19 protein-coding genes and 1 pseudogene are annotated in these 24,440 nt (G+C 71.6%); 10 read left to right on the top strand and 10 right to left on the bottom strand.

Going from position 1 to position 24,440, the window contains the following annotated elements:
* Nucleotides 1–22 precede the first annotated feature (22 nt).
* From trmB to N8J89_RS41230, 5 genes are all read left to right on the top strand, one after another.
* Nucleotides 23–745, top strand: coding sequence for a tRNA (guanosine(46)-N7)-methyltransferase TrmB (trmB, locus tag N8J89_RS41210; RefSeq protein WP_283662263.1), 723 nt, complete (start codon nucleotides 23–25; stop codon nucleotides 743–745).
* Between the two features lie 125 nt (nucleotides 746–870).
* Complete coding sequence (locus tag N8J89_RS41215; RefSeq protein ID WP_502868395.1) at nucleotides 871–2,022, top strand: nitric oxide synthase oxygenase; 1,152 nt, start codon at nucleotides 871–873, stop codon at nucleotides 2,020–2,022.
* Between the two features lie 111 nt (nucleotides 2,023–2,133).
* Nucleotides 2,134–3,222 (top strand): VanZ family protein, encoded by a 1,089-nt coding sequence (locus N8J89_RS41220; protein WP_283662264.1) that lies wholly within the window; start codon nucleotides 2,134–2,136, stop codon nucleotides 3,220–3,222.
* Between the two features lie 74 nt (nucleotides 3,223–3,296).
* Nucleotides 3,297–4,505: a VanZ family protein gene (locus N8J89_RS41225; protein WP_283662265.1), complete on the top strand. Its 1,209-nt coding sequence runs from the start codon at nucleotides 3,297–3,299 to the stop codon at nucleotides 4,503–4,505.
* A complete protein-coding gene (locus N8J89_RS41230; RefSeq protein WP_283662266.1) occupies nucleotides 4,459–5,790 on the top strand; it encodes an amidohydrolase family protein in 1,332 nt (443 codons plus the stop codon). The genes N8J89_RS41225 and N8J89_RS41230 overlap by 47 nt, the downstream gene beginning before the upstream one ends.
* On the opposite strand, the gene N8J89_RS41235 is transcribed toward N8J89_RS41230, so the two are convergent.
* Both N8J89_RS41235 and N8J89_RS41240 read right to left on the bottom strand, forming a co-directional pair.
* The gene (locus N8J89_RS41235) at nucleotides 5,780–6,469 is read right to left on the bottom strand and encodes an SDR family oxidoreductase (RefSeq protein ID WP_283662267.1); all 690 of its coding nucleotides are present in this window, start codon (nucleotides 6,467–6,469) and stop codon (nucleotides 5,780–5,782) included. The genes N8J89_RS41230 and N8J89_RS41235 overlap by 11 nt on opposite strands.
* A 14-nt stretch (nucleotides 6,470–6,483) precedes the next feature.
* Complete coding sequence (locus tag N8J89_RS41240; RefSeq protein WP_283662268.1) at nucleotides 6,484–7,710, bottom strand: alpha/beta hydrolase; 1,227 nt, start codon at nucleotides 7,708–7,710, stop codon at nucleotides 6,484–6,486.
* A 75-nt stretch (nucleotides 7,711–7,785) separates the two neighbouring features.
* On the opposite strand from N8J89_RS41240, the gene N8J89_RS41245 reads away from it, so the two are divergent.
* Nucleotides 7,786–9,087, top strand: a complete 1,302-nt coding sequence (locus N8J89_RS41245; protein ID WP_283662269.1) for an MFS transporter — start codon at nucleotides 7,786–7,788, stop codon at nucleotides 9,085–9,087.
* A 4-nt stretch (nucleotides 9,088–9,091) separates the two neighbouring features.
* Here the strand turns inward: N8J89_RS41245 and N8J89_RS41250 are convergent, their stop codons facing one another.
* The 4 genes and pseudogenes from N8J89_RS41250 to N8J89_RS41265 all read right to left on the bottom strand — a co-directional run bounded on the left by N8J89_RS41250 (nucleotide 9,092) and on the right by N8J89_RS41265 (nucleotide 15,530).
* Entirely contained in the window at nucleotides 9,092–11,209 is a 2,118-nt protein-coding gene (locus tag N8J89_RS41250) for a PhoX family protein (RefSeq protein ID WP_283662270.1), read from the bottom strand.
* A 194-nt stretch (nucleotides 11,210–11,403) separates the two neighbouring features.
* Nucleotides 11,404–12,271 (bottom strand): annotated as a pseudogene (locus N8J89_RS41255) (MFS transporter).
* 1 nt (nucleotide 12,272) lies between these two features.
* A complete protein-coding gene (locus N8J89_RS41260; RefSeq protein WP_283662271.1) occupies nucleotides 12,273–12,710 on the bottom strand; it encodes a MarR family winged helix-turn-helix transcriptional regulator in 438 nt (145 codons plus the stop codon).
* Between the two features lie 45 nt (nucleotides 12,711–12,755).
* Nucleotides 12,756–15,530 carry an FAD-binding and (Fe-S)-binding domain-containing protein gene (locus N8J89_RS41265; RefSeq protein ID WP_283662272.1) on the bottom strand — a complete coding sequence of 925 codons (2,775 nt, stop codon included), beginning with the start codon at nucleotides 15,528–15,530 and terminating at the stop codon, nucleotides 12,756–12,758.
* A gap of 35 nt (nucleotides 15,531–15,565) precedes the next feature.
* Between N8J89_RS41265 and N8J89_RS41270 the strand changes: the two genes are divergently transcribed.
* A complete protein-coding gene (locus tag N8J89_RS41270; RefSeq protein ID WP_283662273.1) occupies nucleotides 15,566–16,591 on the top strand; it encodes a zinc-dependent alcohol dehydrogenase family protein in 1,026 nt (341 codons plus the stop codon).
* On the opposite strand, the gene N8J89_RS41275 is transcribed toward N8J89_RS41270, so the two are convergent.
* Entirely contained in the window at nucleotides 16,588–17,049 is a 462-nt protein-coding gene (locus N8J89_RS41275) for a MarR family winged helix-turn-helix transcriptional regulator (RefSeq protein WP_283662274.1), read from the bottom strand. The genes N8J89_RS41270 and N8J89_RS41275 overlap by 4 nt on opposite strands.
* A 78-nt stretch (nucleotides 17,050–17,127) precedes the next feature.
* On the opposite strand from N8J89_RS41275, the gene N8J89_RS41280 reads away from it, so the two are divergent.
* On the top strand, nucleotides 17,128–18,324 hold the full coding sequence (locus N8J89_RS41280; protein WP_283662275.1) for an FAD-dependent oxidoreductase: 1,197 nt from the start codon (nucleotides 17,128–17,130) through the stop codon (nucleotides 18,322–18,324).
* Between the two features lie 17 nt (nucleotides 18,325–18,341).
* Here N8J89_RS41280 and N8J89_RS41285 read toward each other — a convergent pair whose 3' ends face one another.
* Both N8J89_RS41285 and N8J89_RS41290 read right to left on the bottom strand, forming a co-directional pair.
* Nucleotides 18,342–19,427: an inositol-3-phosphate synthase gene (locus N8J89_RS41285; RefSeq protein ID WP_283662276.1), complete on the bottom strand. Its 1,086-nt coding sequence runs from the start codon at nucleotides 19,425–19,427 to the stop codon at nucleotides 18,342–18,344.
* Nucleotides 19,428–19,453: 26 nt separating this feature from the next.
* Complete coding sequence (locus N8J89_RS41290) at nucleotides 19,454–19,981, bottom strand: PadR family transcriptional regulator (RefSeq protein ID WP_252483615.1); 528 nt, start codon at nucleotides 19,979–19,981, stop codon at nucleotides 19,454–19,456.
* A gap of 155 nt (nucleotides 19,982–20,136) precedes the next feature.
* On the opposite strand from N8J89_RS41290, the gene N8J89_RS41295 reads away from it, so the two are divergent.
* A complete protein-coding gene (locus tag N8J89_RS41295; protein WP_283662277.1) occupies nucleotides 20,137–20,541 on the top strand; it encodes a DUF5318 domain-containing protein in 405 nt (134 codons plus the stop codon).
* A gap of 82 nt (nucleotides 20,542–20,623) precedes the next feature.
* A complete protein-coding gene (locus N8J89_RS41300) occupies nucleotides 20,624–23,467 on the top strand; it encodes a transglycosylase domain-containing protein (RefSeq protein WP_283662278.1) in 2,844 nt (947 codons plus the stop codon).
* Between the two features lie 60 nt (nucleotides 23,468–23,527).
* Here N8J89_RS41300 and N8J89_RS41305 read toward each other — a convergent pair whose 3' ends face one another.
* On the bottom strand, nucleotides 23,528–24,421 hold the full coding sequence (locus N8J89_RS41305; RefSeq protein ID WP_283662279.1) for a hypothetical protein: 894 nt from the start codon (nucleotides 24,419–24,421) through the stop codon (nucleotides 23,528–23,530).
* Between the last annotated feature and the right edge of the window lie 19 nt (nucleotides 24,422–24,440).

Here is a 24,440-nt window from a genome sequence, read left to right on the forward strand (position 1 = left end):
AGCACAGCGGCGTGAGGGAACGATGACTTCGACTGGGCAGGACCCCGTCCGGCCTGCGCACTGGCGCACCGTGGTGAGCTTCGTGCAGCGCACCGCCCGGCTCAGCCCAGGACAGCAGCGCGCCTACGAGCAGTACTGGCCGACGCTGGGCCGCAAGGTGGACGAGCTGGGCGAGGACCCGGTCGACTTCGACGCCTGGTTCGGCCGCAGCGCGCCGGTGCTGCTGGAGATCGGCTCCGGCATGGGCGAGACCACCGCGCAGCTGACCGCGGCCGCGCCCGAGCTGAACTACGTGGCCGCCGAGGTCTACAAGCCCGGCCTCGCCCAGCTGTTGCTGCGGGTGGAGAAGCTCGGGCTGACCAACCTGCGGCTGCTGCGCGGGGACGCGGTCACCTTGCTGCGCAAGAACATCCCGGCCGACTCGCTGCACGGCATCCGGATCTTCTTCCCCGATCCGTGGCCGAAGAAGAAGCACCACAAGCGGCGGCTGGTGCAGCCGGAGTTCGTCGCGCTGGCCGCCTCCCGGATCGCACCGGGCGGCACCCTGCACCTGGCCACTGACTGGGAGCACTACAGCGCGGAGATGATGGCCGCCTGCCTGGCCACGCCGTTGCTGCGCAACCGGTTCGCCGGGGAGCCGGGCGGCTGGGCGCCGCGGCCGGACTGGCGGCCGGTGACCAAGTTCGAGTCCAGGGCGCACGAGGAAGGCCGGGTCATCCACGACCTGATCTTCGAGCGGATCTGACGGTCCGTGGTCAAGATCGCCACCCTCGGTGAATTGACCACTGGATCGGGTGAGACGACCTGCTGGTTTTCATGCCCTGTATGGCAGTGACGCGTGACCGGGTTCACGAACTACGTTACCGAGCCGTGACCGTAGTCGACACCCAGGTGATCAGCTTCGCGCCGGCGGCGAGCTCCCCGGCCGCCCAGGTCGATCTCATGGCCGCGGAGGAGTTCCTCCGCATGTTCCACGACTCGCACTCCGGCGCGGGCCCGCTGAGCCAGCGCCTGGCCGAGGTCCGCGCGGAGGTCGGCAAGACCGGCACCTACCGGCACACCCCCGCGGAGCTGGCCTACGGCGCGCGGGTGGCGCTGCGGGACTCGGGCTGGTGCACCAGCGGCATGCCGTGGCGGCGGCTGAAGGTGCGCGACCTGCGCGGGGTGCGCCGGCCGGCCGCGGTGGCCACCGAGTGCTTCGAGCACCTGCGCCAGGCCACCAACGAGGGCGCGATCCGCCCGCTGGTCACCGTGTTCGCGCCGGACACCCCGGAGCGGCCGGGCCCGTGCATCTGGAACGAGCAGCTGGTGCGCTACGCCGGGCACCGGGCCGCGGACGGCTCGGTCACCGGCGACCCGCGCTACGCCGAGTTCACCGACGCGATGCGCGCGCTGGGCTACCGGAGTCCGGCCGAGCCGGGCCGCTTCGACCTGCTGCCGCTGGTGGTGGAGACCGCGGACGAGGGCCCGAAGCTGTTCACGGTGCCGCGCGAGGCGGTGCTGGAGGTGCCGCTGACCCATCCCGAGCTGGACTGGTTCGGCGAGCTGGAGCTGCGCTGGCACGCGGTGCCGGTGATCAGCAACATGCGGTTGTCCATCGGCGGGGTCGGCTACCCGGCGGCGCCGTTCAACTCCTGGTTCGTCGGCGCGGAGATCGGCACCAGGGCGCTGGCCGACGAGGGCGCGTACGCGATGGCCGGCGCGGTGGCCACCCGGCTGGGCCTGGACACCGGCTCCGAGCGCACGCTGTGGCGGGACCGGGCCACCCTGGAGCTCAACCGCGCGGTGCTGCACTCCTTCGACGCGGCCGAGGTGACCATCACCGACCACCACAGCGAGGCCCAGCACCGGCTGGCCTGGCTGCGGTCCCGGCAGCGGCCCAGCGGCGGGCGGCCCGCGTTCCGGGTGGACACCGGCGCGGTGCAGCGGGCCCGCTTCGGCGGCCCGGCCAAGTTCGGCCAGCCGACGGTCCCGCCAGGTGGCCGGCTGGCCGCGCTGCGGAAACGGCTCGACTCGGTCTGATCAACTCGGCCATCCGGCCGATCTCCGGCGGCCGGGGACGGGCCCTTCGGCCGAGCGGTCCTGACTGCGCGGTCGATGGGGCGGAGCGCGGTTTTCCCGAGCATTGATCTCGTGACCGCGACCTACCTCGGCTCCATCCACACCGGACTGCTGCTGTTCCTGGGCGTCGGCCTCGTGCTGCTGCTGCCGGTGGCCGGGGTGCACTACCGCCGCTACGGCAGGCTGGACGCCCGGCGCGCGCTGGTGCTCTACGGCTTCCTGGCCTACGCCGCGGTCGCGCTCGCCCTGGTGTTCCTGCCGCTGCCGGACCCGGTGAAGGTGTGCGCCGCGGTCCAGGACACCACCCAGCTGCGGCCATTCCAGTTCCTCGCCGACACGCAGAGCGAGCTGGCCAAGCACGGCCGCTCCGGGTTCCTGGCCGGGCTGACCTCGAAGTCGGTGCTGTCCTTCGTGTTCAACATCGCGCTGTTCGCGCCGCTGGGCGTGTTCCTGCGCCGGGCCTTCGGCAAGGACCTGCGCACCACGGTGACCACCGGGTTCGCCGTCTCGCTGTTCATCGAGCTGACCCAGCTGACCGGCAACTGGGGCACCTTCCCCTGCTCCTACCGGCTCTTCGACCTCGACGACCTGCTGGGCAACACCACCGGCGCGCTGCTCGGCTTCGCGGTCGCCCCGCTGGTGGTGCTGGTGCCCAGGCTGCTGCCCACCCCGGCGCGGCCGCTGGAGCCGGTCAGCGTGCCGCGCAAGCTGGCCGCGCTCGGGGTGGACCTGCTGCTGAGCGGGATGTTCTTCCTGACCACCGGCGGCACCCTGTTCGCGGCGGCCATCCCGGTGCTGATGGCCAGGGTGTTCGTCCCGTGGCTGGCCCAGGGCTGGACGCCGGGCGGCTGGCTGCTCGGCTACCGGGCTCGCCGCGAGGACGGCTCCTGGCGCGGCCTGCTCCGGCTGGCCGGGCGGGAAGCCGGGACGCTGCCAGGGCTGGTCTGCTTCGTGCTGGTCGCGCCGGTGCTGGCCGACGGGCTCTCCGGCGACCTGCGGGTGCTGCTCGCGCTGGGCATGCTGGCCGGACTGGGCCTGGTGCTGGCCTTCCGCTCGGCGGAGGTCCCGGCGCGGCGGGAGCGGGCCGTGCCGGTGCAGCGTCGGCCGGTCGCCCCGATCGAGGCCCCTGAGGCCGATCGTCGCCTCACCCCTACTGGCTGAATCAGCCGTATTGCCGAGGACGGGTGGCCGATAGGTCGATCTGGATCTTCGCGCCGGGGCCGCAGACTCTTCTCGTGCCCACCCTGTACGTGCAGAACATCCAGACCGGCCTGCTCTACTTCGTGATCGTCGGCTTCGCGCTGCTGATACCGGTGGTGGTCTTCCACTACGTGCGGTTCGGCCGGGTGGACCCGCGCCGGTCGTTCGTGCTGTACGCGGCGCTGATGTACGGCCTGGTGCTGCTGGCCCTGGTGTTCATGCCGTTCCCGCCGGTGGACAGCGTGTGCACCGGGCGGCAGAGCACCCAGTTCGTGCCCTTCCAGTTCCTCGCCGACATCCAGACCGAGCTGGCCAAGCACGGCCAGTCCGGTTTCCTGGCCGGGCTGACCGCCAAGTCGATGCTGTCCTTCGTGTTCAACATCGCGCTGTTCGTGCCGCTGGGTGTGTTGCTGCGCAAGGTCTACGGGCTCCAGCGGCGCTGGGTGGTGGCCATCGGGTCCGGCGCCTCGCTGCTGATCGAGATCACCCAGCTGACCGGCAACTTCGGCATCTACCCGTGCGCGTACCGGCTCTTCGACGTGGACGACCTGATGGCCAACACGCTGGGCGCCGGGCTCGGCGGGCTGATCGCCCCTGCCGCGCTGATCGTGCCGAAGCTGTTGCCGCCCAACGAGGTCCGCGCGCTGGCCGACTCCACCAGCCTGCCCCGCCAGGTGGTCGGCTACGGCCTGGACATGATCGCGGTCGGCCTGATCGCCTTCGCCGCGCACACCTTCACCGGCTTCGAACCGGCCTTCCTGAGCTTCGCCTCCTACCTGCTGGTGCGGATCGTGCTGCCGCTGCTGGACCAGGGCTACACCCCGGCCGGGCGGCTGCTGAAGTTCAAGGTGCGCAAGGCCGACGGCAGCCCGGCCACGGTGGGCAGGCTGGTGCTGCGCGAGCTGTTCGGCCCGGCGGGCATGCTGGCGGTGCTGGTCATGACCGCGGTGGTGGTCGGCGCGGTGGTGATCCGGCTGCACGAGCGGTTCGACCTGGCCACCCGGCTGGGCATGCCGGAGCGGGAGATGCTGATCATGTTCGGGCTGGTCGGACTGGTCGGGTTCACCCTGGTGCTGCTGCTGCCGGTGTTCCGCAGGGACCAGCGGGCCTGGCACGACCAGCTGGCCGGGCTGCGCTGTGTGCTGGACCACCCGAAGCCACCGCCACCGGCTCCCGGCGAGGTGGCAGGATCCCTTCATGCCCGAGTCGACTCGCCTGAAAGCCCCCGTAGTCCTGCCCTGTGACGCCGCCTGCTCCGTGCTGCGGGACGCCGTCGTCGACTTCGACCAGACCGGCCGGATCGTCCACTGTGGACCCATCGCGGACGCGCCGCCGCCACCGGCCGGGGCGCGGGTCAGGGAACTGACCGGCATCCTGCTGCCCGGCCTGGTGAACACGCACGCGCACACCCCGATGATGCCGCTGCGCGGTCTCGGCGGTGACCTGCCGCTGATGCGCTGGCTGGCCGAGGCGATCTGGCCGGCCGAGGGCCGGATGGTGGAGCGGGACTCCTACGACGGGATGCTGCTCGGCTCGGTGGAGATGCTGCGCGCCGGGGTGACCACCAGCGTGGAGATGTTCTTCCACGGCGAGCAGATGGCCCAGGCCGTGCTGGACACCGGCGGCCGGGTGCTGCTCACGCCGGGCATCATCAACGCGCCGGGGCTGGAGCGGCTGGGCAGCTGGCAGGAGCTGACCGGGCACACCACCCGGTGGATCGACGCCGACGGCCTGCGTTTCGGGGCGGGGGACCGGATCGAACTGGGCTACGGCCCGCACTCGGCGTACACGCTGACCCCGGAGATCATCGCCGAGGTCGCCCAGCTGGCCCGCGACCGTGACGCGCTGCTGCACATCCACGTGGCCGAGGGCCTGCAGGAGGACGTCGCGGTCCGCGCCGAACACGGCTCGGTGCCCAAGCTGCTGGAGAAGATCGGCGCGCTGGGCGGCCGAGTGCTGGCCGCGCACGCGGTGCACCTCTCCGATGAGGACCTGGCCATCTTCACCCGGCACGACGTGGCCGTGGCGCACTGCCCCAACTCCAACGCCAAGCTGGCCTCCGGCACCGCCCGACTGCTGGACATGCGCGCGCACGGCCTGCGCATCGGCCTGGGCACCGACGGCCCGGCCAGCAACGACGACCTGGACATCTGGGACGAGGCCCGCCTGGCGGTGCTGTTCGCCCGCCTGGACGCCGACGCCGCGGACGCCCTCACCGCCCCGCAGGCCCTGCTGATGGCCACCCGCGAGGGCGCGAACGCCATCAACCGCACCGACCTCGGCGCGCTGGAGCCCGGCCGCTGGGCGGACGTGGTGCACGTGGACGTGGACAGCCCGGCCTTCCCGCGCGGCACGGACGCGCCGGACGTGCAGCTGCTGTCCAACCTGGTGTGGTCCTCGGCGGCCAGCCAGGTGACCGATGTGTGGGTGGCCGGGGACCACGTGGTCAGCGGGCACGAGCCGACCAGGGTGGACCGCGGCAAGGCGCAGGCGGAGGTCCGGCGGATCGCGGAGCGGATCAGCGGCTAGCCGGGCGGATCACGATCTCGGTGAGGTGGGCGTCGGGACCGGCGTTGGCGGCCATGGCCACCGCGCCGGCCACCGACTCCGGGGTCAGGTAGGCATCGGGCTGGAACTCGCCGCCCTCGGCGGTGCGGATGCCGCGCTGCATGTCGGTGGCGGTGCGGCCGGGGTGCACCGAGGTCACCCGGATGCCGTTGGCCTCCTCTTCGGCGCGCAGCGCGTCGCCGAGGGCGCGCAGGGCGAACTTGCTGGCGGCGTAGGCGGCCCAGCCGGGGTTGGCGCGCAGGCCGGCGCCGGAGTTGATCAGGATGACGGTGCCGCGGGCGGTGCGCAGGGCGGGCAGCAGCAGGCGGGTGAGCTCGGCGACCGCGACCACGTTGATCTCGTAGGTCTCCCGCCAGACCTTGGCCGGGGTGTCCGCGATGGCGCCCAGCTCGGCCACGCCCGCGCTGTGCACCAGCAGGTCGAGGCGGTCGATCTGTGCGGTGGCGGTGGTCAGCGCCTCGGTGTCGGCCAGGTCGGCGGTCCACGGGATGGCGTTGCCCAGCTCGGTGGCCAGAGCGGAGAGCGCGGCCTGGTCGCGGCCGCCCAGCAGCAGGTCGTGGGTGGGGGACAGGGCGTGGGCGATGGCCTTGCCGATGCCTCGGGAGGCGCCGGTGACCAGGGCGCGGGAGCGGGACGTCATGGCTCGACGCTAGCTCAGCGCGGGTTCGCCACGCGGATGGCGCGGGGGTCGTTGATGATCGCCTCGGCCCAGTGGTCGTCCCTGAGGTACCGGCGGAAGAAGGCGCTCAGGTAGGTGGTGGCCACCCGGCGCTGCTGGGACTCGGAGAGCTGGCGGACCGGGCCGCCCTGGTGCTGGCGGCACCGGCCGGGGCCGCTGCGCACGTTGTTGGAGTCCACGTCGTCGTGGCTGAGCAGCTGACGGCTCGCCGGGGACCACTCGGTGTTGTAGAAGTTGTGGTTCGCGCCGGTCACGGTGAGCAGGCGGACCGGCACGGTGTTGTGCCGGGCCGCGTTGCCGAAGTAGTCCCGGCCGCCGGTGACGGAGTGGTCGCAGGTGCCGGAGACGGCCAGGAACGGGATGTCGGTGATCCGGTAGTCCAGGTGTTCCGGGGCCGCCGGGTCCTCCGGGTCGGCCACGTAGTACTCGGCGGGCGCCAGCGGCACCACCGCCCTGACCCGCACTCCGGCAGGCCAGTCTGCGCGGTGGCTGTTCGCGGCCTGCCAGACCGCGCCGCGGCCGCCCCGGGAGTGGCCCATGGTGCCCACCCGGTCCAGGTCCACCCGGCCGCGGAAGTCCGCGTGGACCGGGCGGCCGGTGGCCGGGTCGGTGAAGCGGCCGGCCAGCTCGCCGCCGCCGGTGGCGGAGAGGTCCCGCCACAGGGCCAGGTGCTTGTTCATCAGGGCGGCGCGGGCGCGGTCCTGGTCCTGGCCGCCTGGGCCGGCGTTGGGGCCGTTCGCGCTGATGGAGACCACCACGAAGCCCTGCCCGGCCAGCTCGCGGGCCAGGTAGTCGTAGCCGTGCTGGTTGCGCAGGGGCGGGGTGCCGGGCGCGCAGGGCCAGGCGCCGAGCTTGGTGCTCGCCGCGGCGGCCTGGGCCTCGGCGCGTTCACGGGCCGCCGGGTCCAGGTCCGGCTTGCGCAGCTCGGCCAGCGCGGCCTGGTAGGCGCGGGCCGCGGCCGGGTCGGCGCAGGACTCCCACAGGCCGTGCGCGAGCAGCACCAGCGGGTGTCTGCCGGGGCGGCGCGGGTAGTGCACAACGCCGGTCAGCTCGATCGGGGCGTCGAAGTCCGGCACCCGGAACGCGCTGTCGCCCAGGGTGTAGTCCGCCACCCCGATCCCGGACGGGGTCGCGGTGGCGGCCGGTGGCGCGGCGAGGGCGAGCAGGGCGGTGAGGGCCAGCAGGCGGCGGGCGAGACGCATGGCCTCACCCAACCAGGCGGTTGTCAGGAACCTGTTTGGCTTGACGTGCGCGATCTTCTCGCTTAGGAACCCGGGATGGACACCGTCGCGATGCGGGACCGCGTCATGCGCAAGGTCACCTGGCGGTTGGTCCCGTTCCTGGGGTTGTTGTACTTCATCAACTACCTGGACCGGGTCAACATCGGGTTTGCCGGGCCGAACGGGCTGACCGCCGAGCTGGGCATGGACCAGAAGGCGTTCGGCTTCGCCTCCGGCATATTCTTCGTGGGATACCTGCTGCTGGAGGTGCCCAGCAACCTGGCGCTGCACCGCTTCGGCGCGCGCCGCTGGATCGCCCGGATCATGATCAGCTGGGGCATCATCGCCACCGCGATGGCCTTCGTCCCGAACGCGACCACGCTGTCCGTGCTGCGGTTCCTGCTCGGGGTGGCCGAGGCCGGGTTCTTCCCCGGCATCATCCTCTACCTGACCTACTGGTTCCCTGCCTACCAGCGGGCCAAGGTGGTCGCGCAGTTCATGGCCGCGGTGGCGGTCTCCAGCGCGATCGGCGCCACCGTGTCCAGCCTGCTGATCAGCTACGGCGACGGCGTGTTCGGCCTGTCCGGCTGGCGGTTCATGTTCCTGGCCGAGGGCGTGCCCGCGATCCTGTTGGCCGGGGTGACCTGGTTCTTCCTCACCGACCGGCCCAGCCAGGCCAAGTGGCTGACCGAGGCGGAGCGGGCCTGGCTGACCGAGGAGCTGGCCGCGGAGGAGAAGGCGACCGAGGCCAAGCACGGCTGGACCCTGCGCAAGGCGCTCACCTCGCCGCGGATCCTGGCGCTGGCGCTGGTCTACTTCGGCATCGTCTACGGGCTCTACGCGCTCGGCTTCTTCCTGCCCACCATCATCAAGGGCTTCGAGGCGCAGTTCGGCACCGCTTACACCGTGGTGGAGCGCGGGCTGATCAACGCGGTGCCGTACGCCATCGGCGCGGCGGTGATGATCTGGTGGGGGCGGCACGGCGACCGGACCGGCGAGCGCACCTGGCACGTGGCGCTGCCCGCGCTGCTGGGCGGGCTGGCCATCCCGATCGCGCTCTACCTGGGCAACCCGCTGGCGGCGATGATCGCGGTGACCGTGTGCGCCTGCGGCGTGCTGGCCGCGATGCCCACCTTCTGGGCGCTGCCGACCACGTTCCTCTCCGGCGCCGCGGCCGCGGGCGCGATCGGGTTGATCAACTCGCTGGGCAACCTGTCCGGGTTCGTCGCGCCCTACCTCACCGGCGCGCTGGCCGATGCCACCGGCAGCCAGCGGACCGGGTTGTGGCTGGTCGGCGGGGCGATGCTGATGTCAGCGGTGCTCGTGCTCGCCTTGCGGAGAGGCAACGAGCACCGCTGAGCACTCAGCTGCCGATGCGGCCGCCGTCGTTCTTGTAGACCGCGACGACGGACGGCCGCGGCTGGCTGGCGCCGCCGTCCGGCCAGTGCGAGGCGGGCTTCTCGATGCTCGCCCCGTCCACCTCGCCCGGGTGCTGCACCGAGACCAGCACGAACCGCTCGCCGATGACCGGTCCGCAGGTCTCCGCGCCCAGCGGCACGGTCAGGAACTGGCGGACGTGGCCGCGCTCCCGGCCCTCCAGCGGGGTGGCGAACAGGCCGTCGTTGGAGCCCAGTGCGTTGCCGTCAGTGGAGATCCACAGGTTGCCGTAGCCGTCGAAGGCCACGTTGTCCGGGCAGGAGATCGGGCTGACCTTGGTCTTGTCGTACCCGCCGAAGTAGGTGTCGGCGGCCTTCGGGTCGCCGCACACCAGCAGCAGGTTCCACTTGAACCGGGTCGCGGTGTTGTCGGAGAACCGCTCCTCGATCTCCAGCACCTGACCGTTCTTGTTGCCCAGGCGCGGCGCGACCTCGGTGGCGCCCTCCTTGCCCGGCTTGCCGCGGTCGGTGTTGTTGGTCAGCGCGGCGTAGATCCGGCGGTTGCGCAGGTTCGGCTCGACGTCCTCCGGCCGGTCCATCTTGGTGGCGCCGACCTTGTCCGCGGCCAGCCGGGTGAAGACGTAGACCTCCTCGGCGGTGAAGCCGGGCACGAAGGACTTGTTGTTGTGCGCCAGCGGGATCCACTCGCCGGTGCCGTCGAACTGGCCGTCGCTGGGCAGCTTGCCGGAGCCGTCGATCTCCGCGGCCGGGCTGTCCCCGCTGAACTTGGCCACGTAGAGCGTGCCGGAGTCGAGCAGCCGCTTGTTGTGCTCGCGGGCGCGCTTGCTGTGCCCGTGCTTGATCCGGCCGTCGGTGACGAACTTGTACATGTAGTCGAAGCGCTCGTCATCGCCCATGTAGGCCACCACGCGGCCGTCGCGGGCCACGATCACGTTGGCGCCCTCGTGCTTGAACCGGCCGAGCGCGGTGTGCTTGACCGGCGGCTGGTCCGGCTCGAACGGGTCGATCTCCACGATGTAGCCGAACCGGTTGGCCTCGTTGGGCTCCTGCGCCAGGTCGAAGCGCTTGTCGAAGCGCTCCCACTTGCGGGTGCTGGTGCCCTTGGGGAAGCCGTAGCGGGCCAGCCGTGCGCTGGTGACCGGGTCGGTGACCTTGTCCGCGTTGGCGAAGTACTGGTTGACGTTCTCCTCGCCGGACAGGATCGTGCCCCACGGGGTGAGCCCGCCCGCGCAGTTGTTCTGCGTGCCCAGCACCACGGTGCCGGTCGGGTCGGCCGAGGTCTTGAGGTACTGCGAGCCGGCCGCCGGGCCGCGCACCTCGAACGGCGTGGTCAGCGTGATCCGGCGGTTGTACCGCTTGTCCACCTTGGCTTCCAGCTTGCCGGTGCGCCGGTTGCGCTCCACCAGCACCACGGACTGGCCGTGCGCGGCCCAGGCGGTCTCCACCTGCTCGCGGGTCGGGTTGTCCTTGTTCCAGCCGCGGAACATGAACTCCTCGGTGGTGTACTCGTGGTTGCTGACCATGAGCCACTTGTCGTCGCAGCCGGGGATCGGCACCAGGCCGCAGTAGTCGTTGTTGAAGCCGAACTGCATGGCCTGGGCGGCCGCGGTCTGCTTCTCGAAGTCCCACTTGGGCGCGCCGGGCACCACCGGGTCGCCCCAGCGGATCAGCACCTCGTGCGTGTAGCCCTTGGGCACGGTGATCTTGTCGTCCCGGTTGGGCGCGACCGGCTCGAAGTTCACCCCCGCGGTGCGGCGGCCGCCACCGAAGCCCAGCTCCAGGTCCACGTCCACCGGACCGGCGTCCAGGTCCAGCTTGACGTCGGCGGCCGCGGTGCCGGCCAGCGTGGTGGCGCCCGCGCCCGCGATGGCCAGCACGGCGCCCGCGCGCAGCATGCCGCGCCGGGACATCGCCTTGCGGGCCATGTCGCCGAAGTACTCATTGCCCGAGTTGTTGGGCTCCTCGTGCGCACACGCGTTGCCACACCGGTACTCGCAGGTCAGCGCCGAACGGCCCAACGGGTGGTTGGGCAGCAGCGGCAGCAGGCGGTGACCCTGCTCTCCTTGAGACACACGTACCTCCACGACGTCAGTCTGGGAACGGCGTGACCGTAGGTCCGTCAAGCGAGCCGGGGAAGACCTGAAAGTGAACAGAACACAAACAGACACGCTCCGTTGTCAGCTTGCAACCTGACTAGCGGGCATAACGGTGAAATACGGCGAGCGGGCCATCACCGTGAGTGATTCACCGGCCATGGTCCGCACACTGTGAACAGCCACTAGAGTTCCTCGCCGACGATGGCCGCTTCGACCGGAACCACCTTGGTGTCCGGTTCGTCCGCGCCCAGCGCGAGCAGGCCACCGGCCAGCAGGCAGAGCAGCGCGCCGACCAGGAACGGGGCGTGCGCCCAGCCGAACCACTCGGCCAGGTGCCCGCGGCCGCGCCGCCCAGCCAGCGCAGGAAGTTGTAGCCGCCGCTGGCCACCGCGCGGGGGGCCGGGCTGATGCTCATCGCGGCGCCGGTGAACAGCGTGTTCAGCAGGCCGGAGACCACGCCGCTGAGGATCACCGCGACCGCCAGCACCGGCTTGTCCGGCACCAGCATCAGCGCCAGCAACGCCGCGTAGGCCAGCGCCGCGCCGAGCAGTGGCCCGGTGGACAGGCCGATGCCCAAAGCCGCCTCGTACAACAGGATCGCGCCCTGCTGGCCGCCGGAAGCCGCGCCCACGATCACCGACAGCGCGGTGGCGATGAAGAAGGCGTTGCCCAGTCCCCACACCGCGCGCAGGCTGACCAGCTCGGTGATCGAGGAGGCCAGCGCGCAGGCCAGGGTGGCCGCCACGATCAGCGCCAGCCCGCCGACCAGGGTGCGCTTGGCGCCGAAGCGGGCCGCGCAGGCCCCGGTGAACAGCATCGCCAGCACCTGCACGCCGAGGTAGGAGGAGAACAGCAGGGTCACCTGGGACGGGGTGGCCTGCAACGCAGTGGCGATGGACTTCGGAGGCCTGCTCGTCAGGGCCGACCGTGATACAGGATCGGATCGACCAGCCCGATGCCCATGAACGCGATCACCGCGGCGAAGGCGGTGATCCACACCGTTCGGGGCTGGCCCTTCAGGGCATCGAGCAGCCGTACCTCGGAACTCATCTCAGTTGACCTCCAGCAAGCGCCACAGTGCGGGCAGAGCGGCGGCGATGGCGGCGCGGTCGGCCTCACCCAGCTCGGCCAGCCGGGCGCTGAGGAACTCCTCGCGCGCCCACACCAGCTCCTCGATCAGCCGGGTGCCCTCCTCGCTCGCCTCGGCCAGCACCGCCCTGCGGTCCAGCGGGTCCGGCGCGCGACGGGCGAAGCCCAGCCGCTCCAGGCGGGCGACCACGTCGGTCATCGACGGCATCCGCACGCCCTCCCGCTCGGCCAGCGCGCTCATCCGCTGCGGCTCGTCGGTGACCAGCGTGGCCAGCACGGATGCCTGGGTGAGCGTCAGCTGGTGCTGCGGGGTCTCCCGGCGCACCACGTAGTAGAGCCGGAAAACCAGCGGGCGGAGCTCCCGCGCGAGGTAGTCGATCTTCGTTGCACCGGTGGACACTTAGCCAGTCTAACAAGTTTGCTTAGACACCCTAAGTAAGTCCGGTCACAACCGAGCTCTCGTCGAAGACGCCGGCGGGCTGAGCGCCTGCCGCAGCACGCCGGCCAAGTGCACCGCCGTGGCCTCGGTGCCCTGCGCCGCCTGCGTGCGACAGGAGAACCCGTCGGCCAGCACCAGCGTGCCGGCCGCCGCGGCCCTGATCTTCGGGTACAGCTGGCGTTCCGCGCAGGCCTGCGCGACCTCCCAGTGACCGGGCTCGAAGCCGAAGTTCCCGGCCAGGCCGCAGCAGCCCGCGTCCACCTGGTCGACCTCGATGCCCAGGCTGGCCAGCACCGCCCGCTCGGCCGCGTCGCCGAAAGTGGCCTGCTGGTGGCAGTGCGGCTGCCGGACCGCCTTGGCGTCCAACTGCGCGAACGGCCAGTCACCCTCATGTGCCGCAACCACTTCGGCCAGCGTGCGCACCCGGTCGCGCAGGCCGGCCGCCTCCGGCACCAGCTCGGCGGCGTCCTCCCGCAGCAGCACCGTGCAGGACGGTTCCAGCCCGATGACCAGCTGATCGCCCGCCAGCGCGCGGACCGAGCGGCGCAGCACCCGGCGGGCGATGTCCAGCTGCCCGGTGGAGTGCCAGGTCAGGCCGCAGCAGACCGGGCCGCGCGGCAGGTCGACCCGGTAGCCCAGCGCCTCCAGCACCTCCACCGCGGCGATGCCGATCTCCGGACTCATGAAGTTGGTGAAGGTGTCCGGCCACAGCAGCACCGGCGTGCCGGTCCCCTTCGGCCCGCCGCGGTGACGCCACCAGGAGCGGAAACTGGTGCGGGCGAAGGAGACCGGGTCCCGGCGGGATTCCAGCCCGGCCAGCCGCAGCGCGATCCGGCTGCCGGTGAGCGCGTTGGTCAGTCGCGGCGCGGGCCGGGCCAGCCGGGCCAGCAGCGGCAGCCAGCCCAGCGTGTAGTGCGCGCGCGGCCGCAGCTTCCGGCGGTAGTGGCGGTGCAGGAACTCGGCCTTGTAGGTGGCCATGTCCACCTGCACCGGGCAGTCGCGCCGGCACGCCTTGCAGGACAGGCACAGGTCCAGCGCCTCGCGCACGGCGGTGGCGTCCGGGTCGAGCAGCTCACCGCGCAGCATCTCCCCGAGCACCCTGGCCCGGCCCCTGGTGGAGTGCACCTCGTCCCCGGTGACCTGGAAGGACGGGCACATCGGGCCGCTGGCCTGGCGGCAGCTGCCCACGCCGACGCAGCGGCGCACTGCGGCGGCGAAGGAGCCGCGGTCGGTGTGCAGGGCATGCACCACGGGCAGCTCGATCCGGTCGTGGCCGGGCCGCAGGTCGGCGTCGAGTGGTTGCGGGGCAACAAGGACGCCGGGGTTGAGCAGGCCGTCCGGGTCGAAGGCCGCCTTGAACCCGGCGAAGGCGCGCAGCACCACCGGCGAGTAGGTGCGGGCCAGCAGTTCGGAGCGGGCCCGGCCGTCGCCGTGCTCGCCGGAGCTGGTGCCGCCGTGCGCCACCACCAGGTCCGCGGCCGCCTCGATGAACGCGCGGTAGCGGGAAACCCCTTGTGCGCTCAGCAGGTCCCAGTCGCAGCGCAGGTGCAGGCAGCCCTCGCCGAAGTGCCCGTAGGCGATGCCGCGGTAACCGTGGTCAGCGAGCAGCGCGTGCAGCTCGCGCAGGTAGCCGCCGAGGCGTTCCGGCGGCACCGCGGAGTCCTCCCAGCCGGGCCAGGCCTCGCCGCCGTCGGCCATCCTGGTCGCGATGCCCGCGCCGTCCTTGCGGATCCGCCACAGCGCGGCGGCCCGCGCCGGGTCGGTGACCACCAGCGCGCTGGCCTCGACCAGTCCGGCCAGCTCCCGCGCCGCCGCCTCCCCGGCGACCTCGCAGTACAGCCAGGCCCGGCCGGGCGGAAGTGCCCGCGCGGCAACGCTTCCCGGCCCGCTGCCCAGCGCGGCGATCAGCGCCTCGTCCATGCCCTCCACGGTCAGCGCGCCCGCCGCGGCCAGTGCCGGGGCCTGGTCCGCCGCGGTGTAGACATCGGGAAAACCCAGCACCAGCAACACCGTTGTCGCGGGCACCGGGGTGAGCGCGACGGTGGCCGAGGTGACCAGCGCGCAGGTGCCCTCCGACCCGACCAGCGCCCGCGCCAGGTGGAAACCCTTCTCCGGCAACAACTCCGCCAGGTTGTACCCGGAGACCTGCCTGCGGAACCGGCCCAGCTCCCGCCGCAGCTCGGCCAAGTGCTTGTCCCGCAATGAGACCAGCCGCCGGTCCAGCTCCGCGTCCCCGCTGCCGCCCGGCCCCGCGCTCAGCGTGCGACCGTCGGCGAGCAGCAGGTCCAGCCGGTGCACCACCTCGGCGGTGGTGCCCCAGGCCACCGAATGCGGCCCGCAGGCGTTGTTGCCGATCATCCCGCCGAGCGTGCAGCGGGACTGGGTGGACGGGTCCGGCCCGAAGGTCAGCCCGTGCGCCGCGGCCTGGCGGCGCAGCTCGTCCAGCACCACCCCGGGTTGCACGGTCGCGGTGCGCGCCTCGGGATCAATGGCCAGCACCCGGTTGAGGTGCCGGGAGAAGTCGACCACCAGGCCGGGCCCGATCGCGTTGCCCGCCACCGAGGTCCCGCCGCCCCGGCCGGTGACCGGCACCCCGTGCTCGCGCGCGATGGCCAGCGCCGCGCCGAGCTCGTCCAGGTCCCTCGGTTCCAGCACGGCCGCGGGCAGCACCCGGTAGATCGAGGCGTCCGAGCCGTAGGCGGCCCGGGTCTGCGCATCCAGCCTGGCCGCACCGGGCAGTTCGGCCCGCAACCGCCGCCCGAACTCCTCGCCCTCGCGCACGCCCACATTGTGCAGAGCCGGGTTAGGTTTCGCTCATGCGCGCGGTGGTCTACAACTCCTTCGGCGGCCCGGTCACCGTCGAACAGCTGCCCGATCCGGCCCCCGGCCCGGCCGACGCGGTGATCGAGGTCGAGGCCACCGGCCTGTGCCGCAGCGACTGGCACGGCTGGATGGGCCACGACGAGGACATCACGGTCTTCCCGCACGTGCCCGGCCACGAGCTGGCCGGCGTCGTGCGCGAGGTCGGCGCGGAGGTGCGCCGTTTCCGCCCGGGCGACCGGGTGACCGTGCCCTTCATCAACGCCTGCGGCAGCTGCCCGTCCTGCCAAGCCGGTGACCAGCAGGTCTGCCCCGCGCAGAGCCAGCCCGGCTTCACCCACTGGGGCTCCTACGCCGAAGCGGTGCGCATCCGGCACGCCGAGACGAACCTGATCCGCCTGCCCGACACCATGGCCTACCAGACCGCCGCCGCCCTGGGCTGCCGCTTCGCCACCTCCTTCCGCGCGGTCCGCGACATCGCCCGCACCCGCGCGGGCGAGTGGGTCGCGGTGCACGGCTGCGGCGGCGTCGGCCTGTCCGCGGTGATGATCGCCGCCGCCGCCGGAGCCCAGGTGATCGCCATCGACATCAACGAAGAAGCCCTGTCCCTGGCCACCCAGCTCGGCGTCACCGCCACCGTCAACGGCGGTGACACCGCCGAGGCCGTCCGCGAGCTCACCGGCGGCGGCGCTCACGTCTCCCTGGACGCCCTCGGCCACCCCGCCACCGCCGCCGCCTCGATCAACAGCCTGCGCCGCCGCGGCAGGCACGTCCAGGTCGGCCTGCTCCCCGGCGCCCCCACGCCGCTGCCGATGGGCCGGGTGATCGCGCACGAGCTGGCGGTCCTGGGCAGCCACGGCATGGCCGCACACGCCTACCCGGAGCTGATGGCGCTGGTCAACGGCGGCAAGCTGCGGCCGGACCGGCTGATCACCCGCACCATCGGGCTCGCGGAGGCGGCCCGGGCCCTGCCACTGCTGCACACCAGTTCGTCGGCGGGCATGACCATGATCGAGCCCTAGCGCTCGGTCAGCTCGGCCGTCGCTTCGCGCATGAGGGCCGCGTTCTGCTCCAGGAACCCGGCGAGCAGGTCGAGCTCGGCGTCGGTGTAGCGCTCCACCAGCGCGCCCAGGCGGCGGAAGAAGCCCTCGAACTGCGCGTCGACGCCCTGGAGCAGGCCCTCGTCCAGGGCGATGAGGACCCGGCGGCCGTCGGTGGTGTCGCGGTTGCGGTGCACGTAGCCGCGTTTGGCCAGGCGGTCGATGGCGCTGGTGATGGAGGCCGGGGCGAGGCCGGAGTGCTGGGAGAGCTCGCCCGCGCTGAGCGGGCCGTGGGTTTCCAGCAGGCCGAGCAGCTTCCAGTCGGTGACGCTGATGTCCAGGCGGGCGCTGAGCGCGCTGTGGAACATGACGGCGGCGTCGCTGGTCCGCCGGCCGGCGTTGGCCAGCCGGGCCACCAGCTCGTCGCGGTGCGTTGACACGGGTCCTCCCTGGCCGGATATTATTTCGTTCGATCGAAGGAAATATCTTCCGGAGTCATCTTACGTGGGGGCAGAGCGATGCGAGTGATCATCATCGGTGCGGGGGTCGGTGGTCCGACCTTGGCCGCCGCGCTGGGCAAGGCCGGGCTGGACGCCGAGGTCTACGAGGCGCACGACGGGCCGGGGATCGGCATCGGCGCGTTCCTCGGACTGGCGCCCAACGGGTTGTCGGTGCTGCGCACCCTGGGCCTGCTGGACGCGGTGCGCGGGACGCCCGGCGCGCACGTCAGCCACCGGACCGAGTTCCTGGACGGCGCGGGCCGGCGGCTCGGCCTGCTCGACGACGGGTCCGCGGCGCTGGCGCCGGAGCTGCACAGCCTCGGCGTGCGGCGCGGCGAACTCCAGGCCGCGCTCGCCGCGGGCGTGCGGGTCGAGTACGGCAAGCGGCTGGTCGGCTACACCGCGCACGCCGCCGGGGTGGTGGCCGAGTTCGCCGACGGCAGCACCGCCGAGGGCGATGTGCTCATCGGCGCGGACGGGCTGCACTCCCCGGTCCGCCGGATCATGGACCCCGCCGCACCCGCGCCCCGCTACTCCGGCCTGCTCGGCCTCGGCGGCTGGACCTCCGGGCTGCCGGTCCGGCCCACCCCCGCGACCACCGGCCGGATGGTGTTCGGCAGGCGGGGCTTCTTCCTCTACGGCACCGCGCCGGACGGTGACGTCTACTGGGGCGTCAACTTCCCGCACCCCGAGCTCAGCCGCGCGGAGATCGCCGCGCGCGGCCCGGTGTACTGGCGGCAGCACCTCATCGAGCGGTTCGCCGGTCAACTGCCGGACGCGACCACCATCCTGGCCGGCAGCGAGTCCCGCTGGTTCCAGCCCTTCGGCCTCTACGACCTGGGGAACCTGCCGCGCTGGACCAGCGGCCGGGTCGGCCTGATCGGCGACGCGGCGCACGCGGTGCCGAACTCCAGCGGGCAGGGCGCGGCGATGGCCATCGAGGACGCGATCACCCTGGCCCGGTGCCTGCGCGACCTGCCGGAGCCCGAGCCCGCGCTGCGCCGGTTCGAGCAGCTGCGCAGGCCCAGGGTGGAGCGGATCATCGCCGAGGGGCAGCGGCGCGGCGGGCTGAAGACGCTGACCAACCCGGTCGCGGTCGCGCTGCGGGACCTGGCGCTGCGCGTGGTGCTCCGGCGCCTGTCCCGCACCAGCGGCCACTCGTGGATCTTCGACCACCGGATCGACTTCGCCGAACCGGTCGGGGGCCGCGGCTGACCACGGCCCCCGTCCGCTCAGTCCTCGCCGCGGATGAACCGCTCGACCTTCTCCCTGGCCGCGGAGTCGTCGTACTGCTCCGGCGGGGACTTCATGAAGTAGGAGGAGGCGGAGAGCACCGGGCCGCCGACACCGCGGTCCAGCGCGATCTTGGCCGCGCGCACCGCGTCGATGATCACACCCGCGGAGTTGGGCGAGTCCCAGACCTCCAGCTTGTACTCCAGGTTCAGCGGCACGTCGCCGAAGGCGCGGCCCTCCAGCCGGACGTAGGCCCACTTGCGGTCGTCCAGCCAGGCCACGTAGTCCGACGGGCCGATGTGCACGTTGCGGGCGCCGAGGTCGTGCTCGACCTGGGAGGTGACCGCCTGGGTCTTGGAGACCTTCTTGGACTCCAGGCGGTCCCGCTCCAGCATGTTCATGAAGTCCATGTTGCCGCCCACGTTGAGCTGCATGGTGCGGTCCAGGATCACACCCCGGTCCTCGAACAGCTTGGCCAGCACCCGGTGCGTGATGGTCGCGCCGACCTGCGACTTGATGTCATCGCCCACGATCGGCACGCCCGCGGCGCGGAACTTCTCCGCCCACACCGGGTCGCTGGCGATGAACACCGGCAGCGCGTTGACGAAGGCCACCCGCGCGTCGATGGCGGCCTGGGCGTAGAAGCGGTCCGCCGCCTCCGAGCCCACCGGCAGGTAGGAGACCAGCACGTCGGCCTCGGCCTCGCGTAACGCCCGCGCCACGTCCACCGGCTGCTCGTCGGACTCCTGGATGGTCTCCCGGTAGTAGTGGCCCAGCCCGTCCAGGGTGTGCCCGCGCTGCACCGGCACGCCCAGCGGCGGCACGTCGCAGATCTTGATGGTGTTGTTCTCGCTGGCCAGGATCGCCTCGGACAGGTCGGCGCCGACCTTCTTGGCGTCCACGTCGAAGGCGGCCACGAACTCGATGTCGCGCACGTGGTAGTCGCCGAACTGCACGTGCATCAGGCCGGGCACCCGACTGCCGGGGTCGGCGTCGCGGTAGTACTGCACGCCCTGCACCAGCGAGGCGGCGCAGTTCCCGACGCCGACGATGGCCACCCGCACCTTGCGGCGGTCTCCGGACATGGCCGGGTCCTCCTTCACAGTCATCCTCATGGCTGGCGGTGTTCCGCCTCGATCAGCTCGTCCAGCCACCGCACCTCGCGGTCGGCGCCGTCCAGGCCGAGCCGCTGCAACTGCCGGGTGTAGTGGTCGACGTGCTCGCAGGAGCGGTCCAGCGTGGACTGGATCCGTTCCCGCCGTTCCGCCACACAGCGCCGCCTGCCCTCCAGGATCCGCAGCCGCGTCGCGGGCGGCGTGCGGGAGAAGAAGGCCAGGCGGACGCCGAAGCAGTCGTCCTCCCAGTGCTGCGGCTGCACCTCGGCGAGCAGGCAGGCGAAGTGCTCCCGGCCGGCCGCGCTGAGCCCGTAGACCCGCCGCGCCCGGCCCCCGGTGGCCGCCGCGCCCCCGCCGTCCTCGGCGATCAGCCCGGCGTCCTGCAACCGGCGCAGGGTGGGGTACAGCGAGCCGAAGGAGAAGGCAGGCCGGTGCCCGCACAGCAAGCAGCCCAGCTGTTTTCGCAGCTCATAGCCGTGCATGGGGGCCCGGTGCAGGATGCCGAGGATCGCCAGCTCCAGCATCTGGCACCTCCTCCTGGCTCGGCTGACAAACAGGCGGACTATATCGGGCCGATACATCGAAGCCACCAGCGCAACGGCGTGAGATGGACAACGCCCCGGCAGCACTGCCCTGAACGGCTCACCGGGAACTTGTGCCAGCCACGTAGTCTGATGGGGTGCGAACCCAGCGGCAGGTGGTCGACTACGCGTTGCAGCGCCGTGCGCTGCTCGCGGAGGTCTACTCCGGCCGGTCTGGGGTCATGGAGGTGTGCGACGCCAGTCCATACCTGCTCCGCGCGGCGAAGTTCCACGGCGAACCCAGCACGGTGACCTGTCCTGTGTGCCGCAAGGAACCCCTGACGCTGGTGTCCTGGGTGTACGGCGATGAGCTCAAGCACGCGGCGGGCTCGGCCCGCACAGCTGAAGAACTCGCGCGCATGGCAACCCTTTTCGTGGAGTTCAGCGTTTACGTAGTCGAGGTGTGCCGCACCTGCAGCTGGAACCACCTGGTGCAGTCATACGTCCTCGGGACGGGTGGCCTGCGCAGCGGCAGCTCCCAAAGGAAGACCGCCGCGGAGTGATCCAGCTCATGTCGCTGGTACGTACTGACGAACGACCGCCAAACGACGTCGCACCGTGCGACGGCGGTGGAAGGGCCTTTTCGTGAACGAGCGCGACGACCGACGGCGTGACGGCCGACCGGGTGGACCCGAGGAGACCGGTGAGCACACCGGTCAGTGGGTGCCCAACTGGGACGAAGACGACACTCCGCCACCGGGCCCCCGCCAGGGCCCGCCGCCGGGTGGGCCACACGGCCCGCCGCCCGGCGGCCCGCGCCCCCCGATGCCGCCCCAGGGCGGCAGGCCCATGCCACCCGGCGGCCCCGGCACCCCGCCCCGAGGCGGCCCGCTGCCACCCCCCGGCATGGGCCACGGCGGCCCGAACACGCCGCCCGGCGGCGCGCCCATGGGCCACGGTGGTCCGAACACCCCGCCCGGCGGCGCACCCGTGCCACCCGGCCAGCGCCCCCCGTTCAACGGCGGTCCCGGCCCGAACGGCGGCTTCGGCGGCCCGCCCCGCCAGCAGCACCCGTCGGACATGCCCACCGACATGCTCCCCCCGGTCGACGACGGCTACCCGCGTGAGCCAGAGCTGCTCACCCACCGCGAACCCCTGCCGGGCGACCCGGACTACGACGACACCCACGTCGTCCAAGCCGACGAGCTGAGCCCGGAGGAGGAACGGAAGCTGCGCAAGAAGAAGATCTGGCGCCGGGTCCGCCGCACCGGCTACGTGCTGGCCGCCATCGGCATCATCGCCCCGGTGCTGGCCTTCGTGATCGCCTACCAGTTCGTCACGGTGAAGACGCCGGAAGAGGTCTTCGCCGACGTCAAGCAGGTCGTCACGATCAACTACGCGGACGGCAGCGAGCTCGGCAAGATCGTGCCGCAGGGTGGTGAGCGGGTTCAGCTGAAGTTCCAGGAGATCCCGCAGGTCATCCGGGACGCGGTGCTCTCGACCGAGGACAAGAACTTCTACGAGAACCCGGGCTTCGACCCGATCGGCATCCTGCGCGCGGTGTTCAACAACCTCACCGGCGGCACCGGCGGCGGCTCCGGCATCACCCAGCAGTACATCAAGATCTCCACCGGCGACGACGAGCGGTCACTGACCCGAAAGTTCACCGAGCTGGTCAAAGCCGCCAAGATGAACACCCAGTACGAGAAGGACGACATCCTCACCAACTACCTCAACGTGATCGCCTTCGGCCGCGGCGCCGACGGCATCGAGGCGGCGGCCAAGGCGTACTTCAACAAGAGCGCCAAGGAGATCAACCGCCCTGAGGAAGCCGCCCTGCTGGCCGCGGTCATCCAGCGCCCGTACGAGTGGGACCCGGCGATCAACCGGGAGAAGTCGGTCAAGCGCTGGAACGACGTGCTCGACAAGATGGTCGAGAACGGCAAGATCCAGAAGGCCGCCCGGGACCAGATGCAGTTCCCCGAGGACGGCGACAAGCCCGGCCAGCTGCGCGACCGGCAGGACGCAATCAGGGCCAAGGGCGGCCTGCAGGGCACGAAGGCGCTGATCCAGCAGCAGGTCGAGGCCGAACTGGACCGCAACAAGATCAGCGCGGCGGCGATCCGCAAGAACGGCTACACGATCACCACCACGATCGACAAGAAGGCCCAGGAGTCCGCCGAGGCCGCCGTGCAGAAGGTGGTCTTCGCCAAGGGCCAGCCGGAGAACCTGCGCTCGGCCCTGGTCGCCACCGACCCGAAGACCGGCGGCATCCTGGCCTACTACGGCAGCAGGGACGGCAAGGGCTTCGACTACGCCAAGGCCTCCCAGCCGCCGGGCTCCTCGTTCAAGGCCTTCGTGGTCGCGGCGGCGCTGGAGAAGGAGATCGGCCTCGGCTCGACCTTCGACAGCAGCTCGCCGCGGACCTTCTCCGCCAGCAGGGGCTCGCCCGGCTACACCGTGACCAACGCCAGCCGCGGCGGATACCCGTGCACCATGTGCTCGATCCGGGAGATGACGCAGTACTCGGTCAACACCGCCTTCGTCGACCTCGCCCTGAAGGTGGGCACGAAGTCGGTGGCCAACGCCGCGATCGAGGCCGGGATCCCGTCTGAGATCAACGACAAGCCGAGCCTCGGCCTCGGCAGCGGCGCCTCCCCGATGGCGGGTATCGCGCTGGGTAGCTATGAAGTGCGGACCATGGACATGTCCGCGGCGTACGCGACCTTCGCCAACGACGGCATGAAGTTCGAGCAGCACTTCGTGGCCAAGGTGACCGACTCCGCGGGCAACGTGAAGTACCAGTTCGACAAGGCCGCCAAGCCCGCCTTCGACCAGTCGAACAGCCAGCGCAACACCGACATCGCGCGCAACGTGACCGAGGCGCTCAAGCCGGTGGCCAAGTACTCCACCGTGCCGCTCGACAACGACCGGCCCTCGGCCGCCAAGACCGGCACCCACCAGTACGAGAAGGAGAAGGGCAGCCCGCACAACTCCCGTGCATGGATGGTGGGCTACACCCCGTCGATCTCCACCGCGGTCTGGGTGGGCACCGACAAGAACGAGATCCTCAAGGGCAAGTGGAACGCCGGCAGGCTGCAGTCCGCGCCGAAGGACATGTACGGCAAGGACGAGCCGGGCTGGGTGTGGAAGGAGTTCATGGACGCCTACCTCAACGGCACCAAGGTCGAAACCTTCCCGGCCGCCAAGCCGATCGGCCAGTTCGAGGCGCCGGCGACCACCACCAGCGCCGCCTCGACCAGCTCGACCCCCACGAGCTCCTCGGCCCCGCCGACCAGCAGCAGCGAGCAGCCGACCAGCTCCAAGCAGACCACCAGCAACCCGAACCCCACCTGCGGGGTCTGGCCGTGGCCGAGCTGCAAGCCGACCACCACGCCGACCAAGCCGTCCAGGACCACCGGGGAGGACCCGCCCGGTGGTGGTGACCCGCCCGGCCGCGGCCGGGGCGGCGGCAACGGCGAAGGATGACAATGCGGGGCAGGTGGCTGAACACCTGCCCCGCATCATTTTTGGTCCGGCTCGGCCGCTCTACTTGGCCCCGGTGATGACCTCGGCCGCCTTGCTCAACTGCTTCTGAACGCTGTGCTGGTGCTGGCGCAACGCGTCGGCGGACCGTTCGATGGCCTGCTTCTCGTACGCCAGCCGGACCGCAGCCCAAATGCCGGTGACGTTGAACCGGTCGCGGCAGGCCACGTCGGCAACCGCAGCCGCACGCTCGGCCGCGGAAGCTGTCTCGCCCGCGAATGCCGGATCATCGTTGGGTCCCCACGGATCGCGGTAGTCGTACCCGGATTCAGACATGCATTGACGCCAGCTCCCGAACGCGGCCTTCAGCCTGCTGTCCGCTTCCACCTGCTTTCCCACGTCCTGAGTCAGGCGGGTCACGAAGTTCTCGCTGCCCGGCGCCGCACCAGGCCGGTCCGGCCGCCCAAGGCTCCGCCTGGCCTCACCGTGGCACCCTCCCGGCGGAACCGCGATGCCCGCATGGCTTTGCTGCCCCCGACCGGTCAGCACGGCCACCAACTCAGGCAGCATTTCACCCGCTTTCGCCTTGGCCTCATCTGCCAGCTTCACTTGTGCTCGCGCCACCGGGTTCTTGTATCCGGTGCTGGCCGCATCCTCAGCGTTCACCAACCCGAAGGGCCGATCGTGCTGCGCGCCCACCGGTGGGGTGGTGATGGGGTAGTCGAAGCCGAACCGTTTGGCACAGTCGCGGATCAGGATGTCCTGAGCCCGGCCGAGCTTGTCCTTCTGATCCGGGGAGAACTGGTGGGCCTCCAGAGGCAGCGTGATGTCGCTGTCCTTGCGGACAGCCGGCGTCGGACCCAGGTCCGGTTCGCGATGTGACTGCGGGGCGGTTGCAGCGCACCCGGCGATGGCAATGAGAACAAGCAGCACTGGCCACCAGGTTGTCCTGCTCATGGCTTCCTCACCTCGACGG

It is taken from the genome of Crossiella sp. CA-258035 (assembly GCF_030064675.1).
Taxonomy (GTDB): domain Bacteria; phylum Actinomycetota; class Actinomycetes; order Mycobacteriales; family Pseudonocardiaceae; genus Crossiella.

Coding starts and splice junctions, on each gene's coding strand:
- N8J89_RS41240 (WP_283662268.1), bottom strand. CDS start 7,710: ATGCGTCTCGCCCGCCGCCTGCTGGCCCTCACCGCCCTGCTCGCCCTC.
- N8J89_RS41235 (WP_283662267.1), bottom strand. CDS start 6,469: ATGACGTCCCGCTCCCGCGCCCTGGTCACCGGCGCCTCCCGAGGCATC.
- N8J89_RS41270 (WP_283662273.1), top strand. CDS start 15,566: ATGCGCGCGGTGGTCTACAACTCCTTCGGCGGCCCGGTCACCGTCGAA.
- N8J89_RS41290 (WP_252483615.1), bottom strand. CDS start 19,981: ATGCTGGAGCTGGCGATCCTCGGCATCCTGCACCGGGCCCCCATGCAC.
- N8J89_RS41305 (WP_283662279.1), bottom strand. CDS start 24,421: ATGAGCAGGACAACCTGGTGGCCAGTGCTGCTTGTTCTCATTGCCATC.
- N8J89_RS41280 (WP_283662275.1), top strand. CDS start 17,128: ATGCGAGTGATCATCATCGGTGCGGGGGTCGGTGGTCCGACCTTGGCC.
- N8J89_RS41285 (WP_283662276.1), bottom strand. CDS start 19,427: ATGTCCGGAGACCGCCGCAAGGTGCGGGTGGCCATCGTCGGCGTCGGG.
- trmB (WP_283662263.1), top strand. CDS start 23: ATGACTTCGACTGGGCAGGACCCCGTCCGGCCTGCGCACTGGCGCACC.
- N8J89_RS41230 (WP_283662266.1), top strand. CDS start 4,459: ATGCCCGAGTCGACTCGCCTGAAAGCCCCCGTAGTCCTGCCCTGTGAC.
- N8J89_RS41245 (WP_283662269.1), top strand. CDS start 7,786: ATGGACACCGTCGCGATGCGGGACCGCGTCATGCGCAAGGTCACCTGG.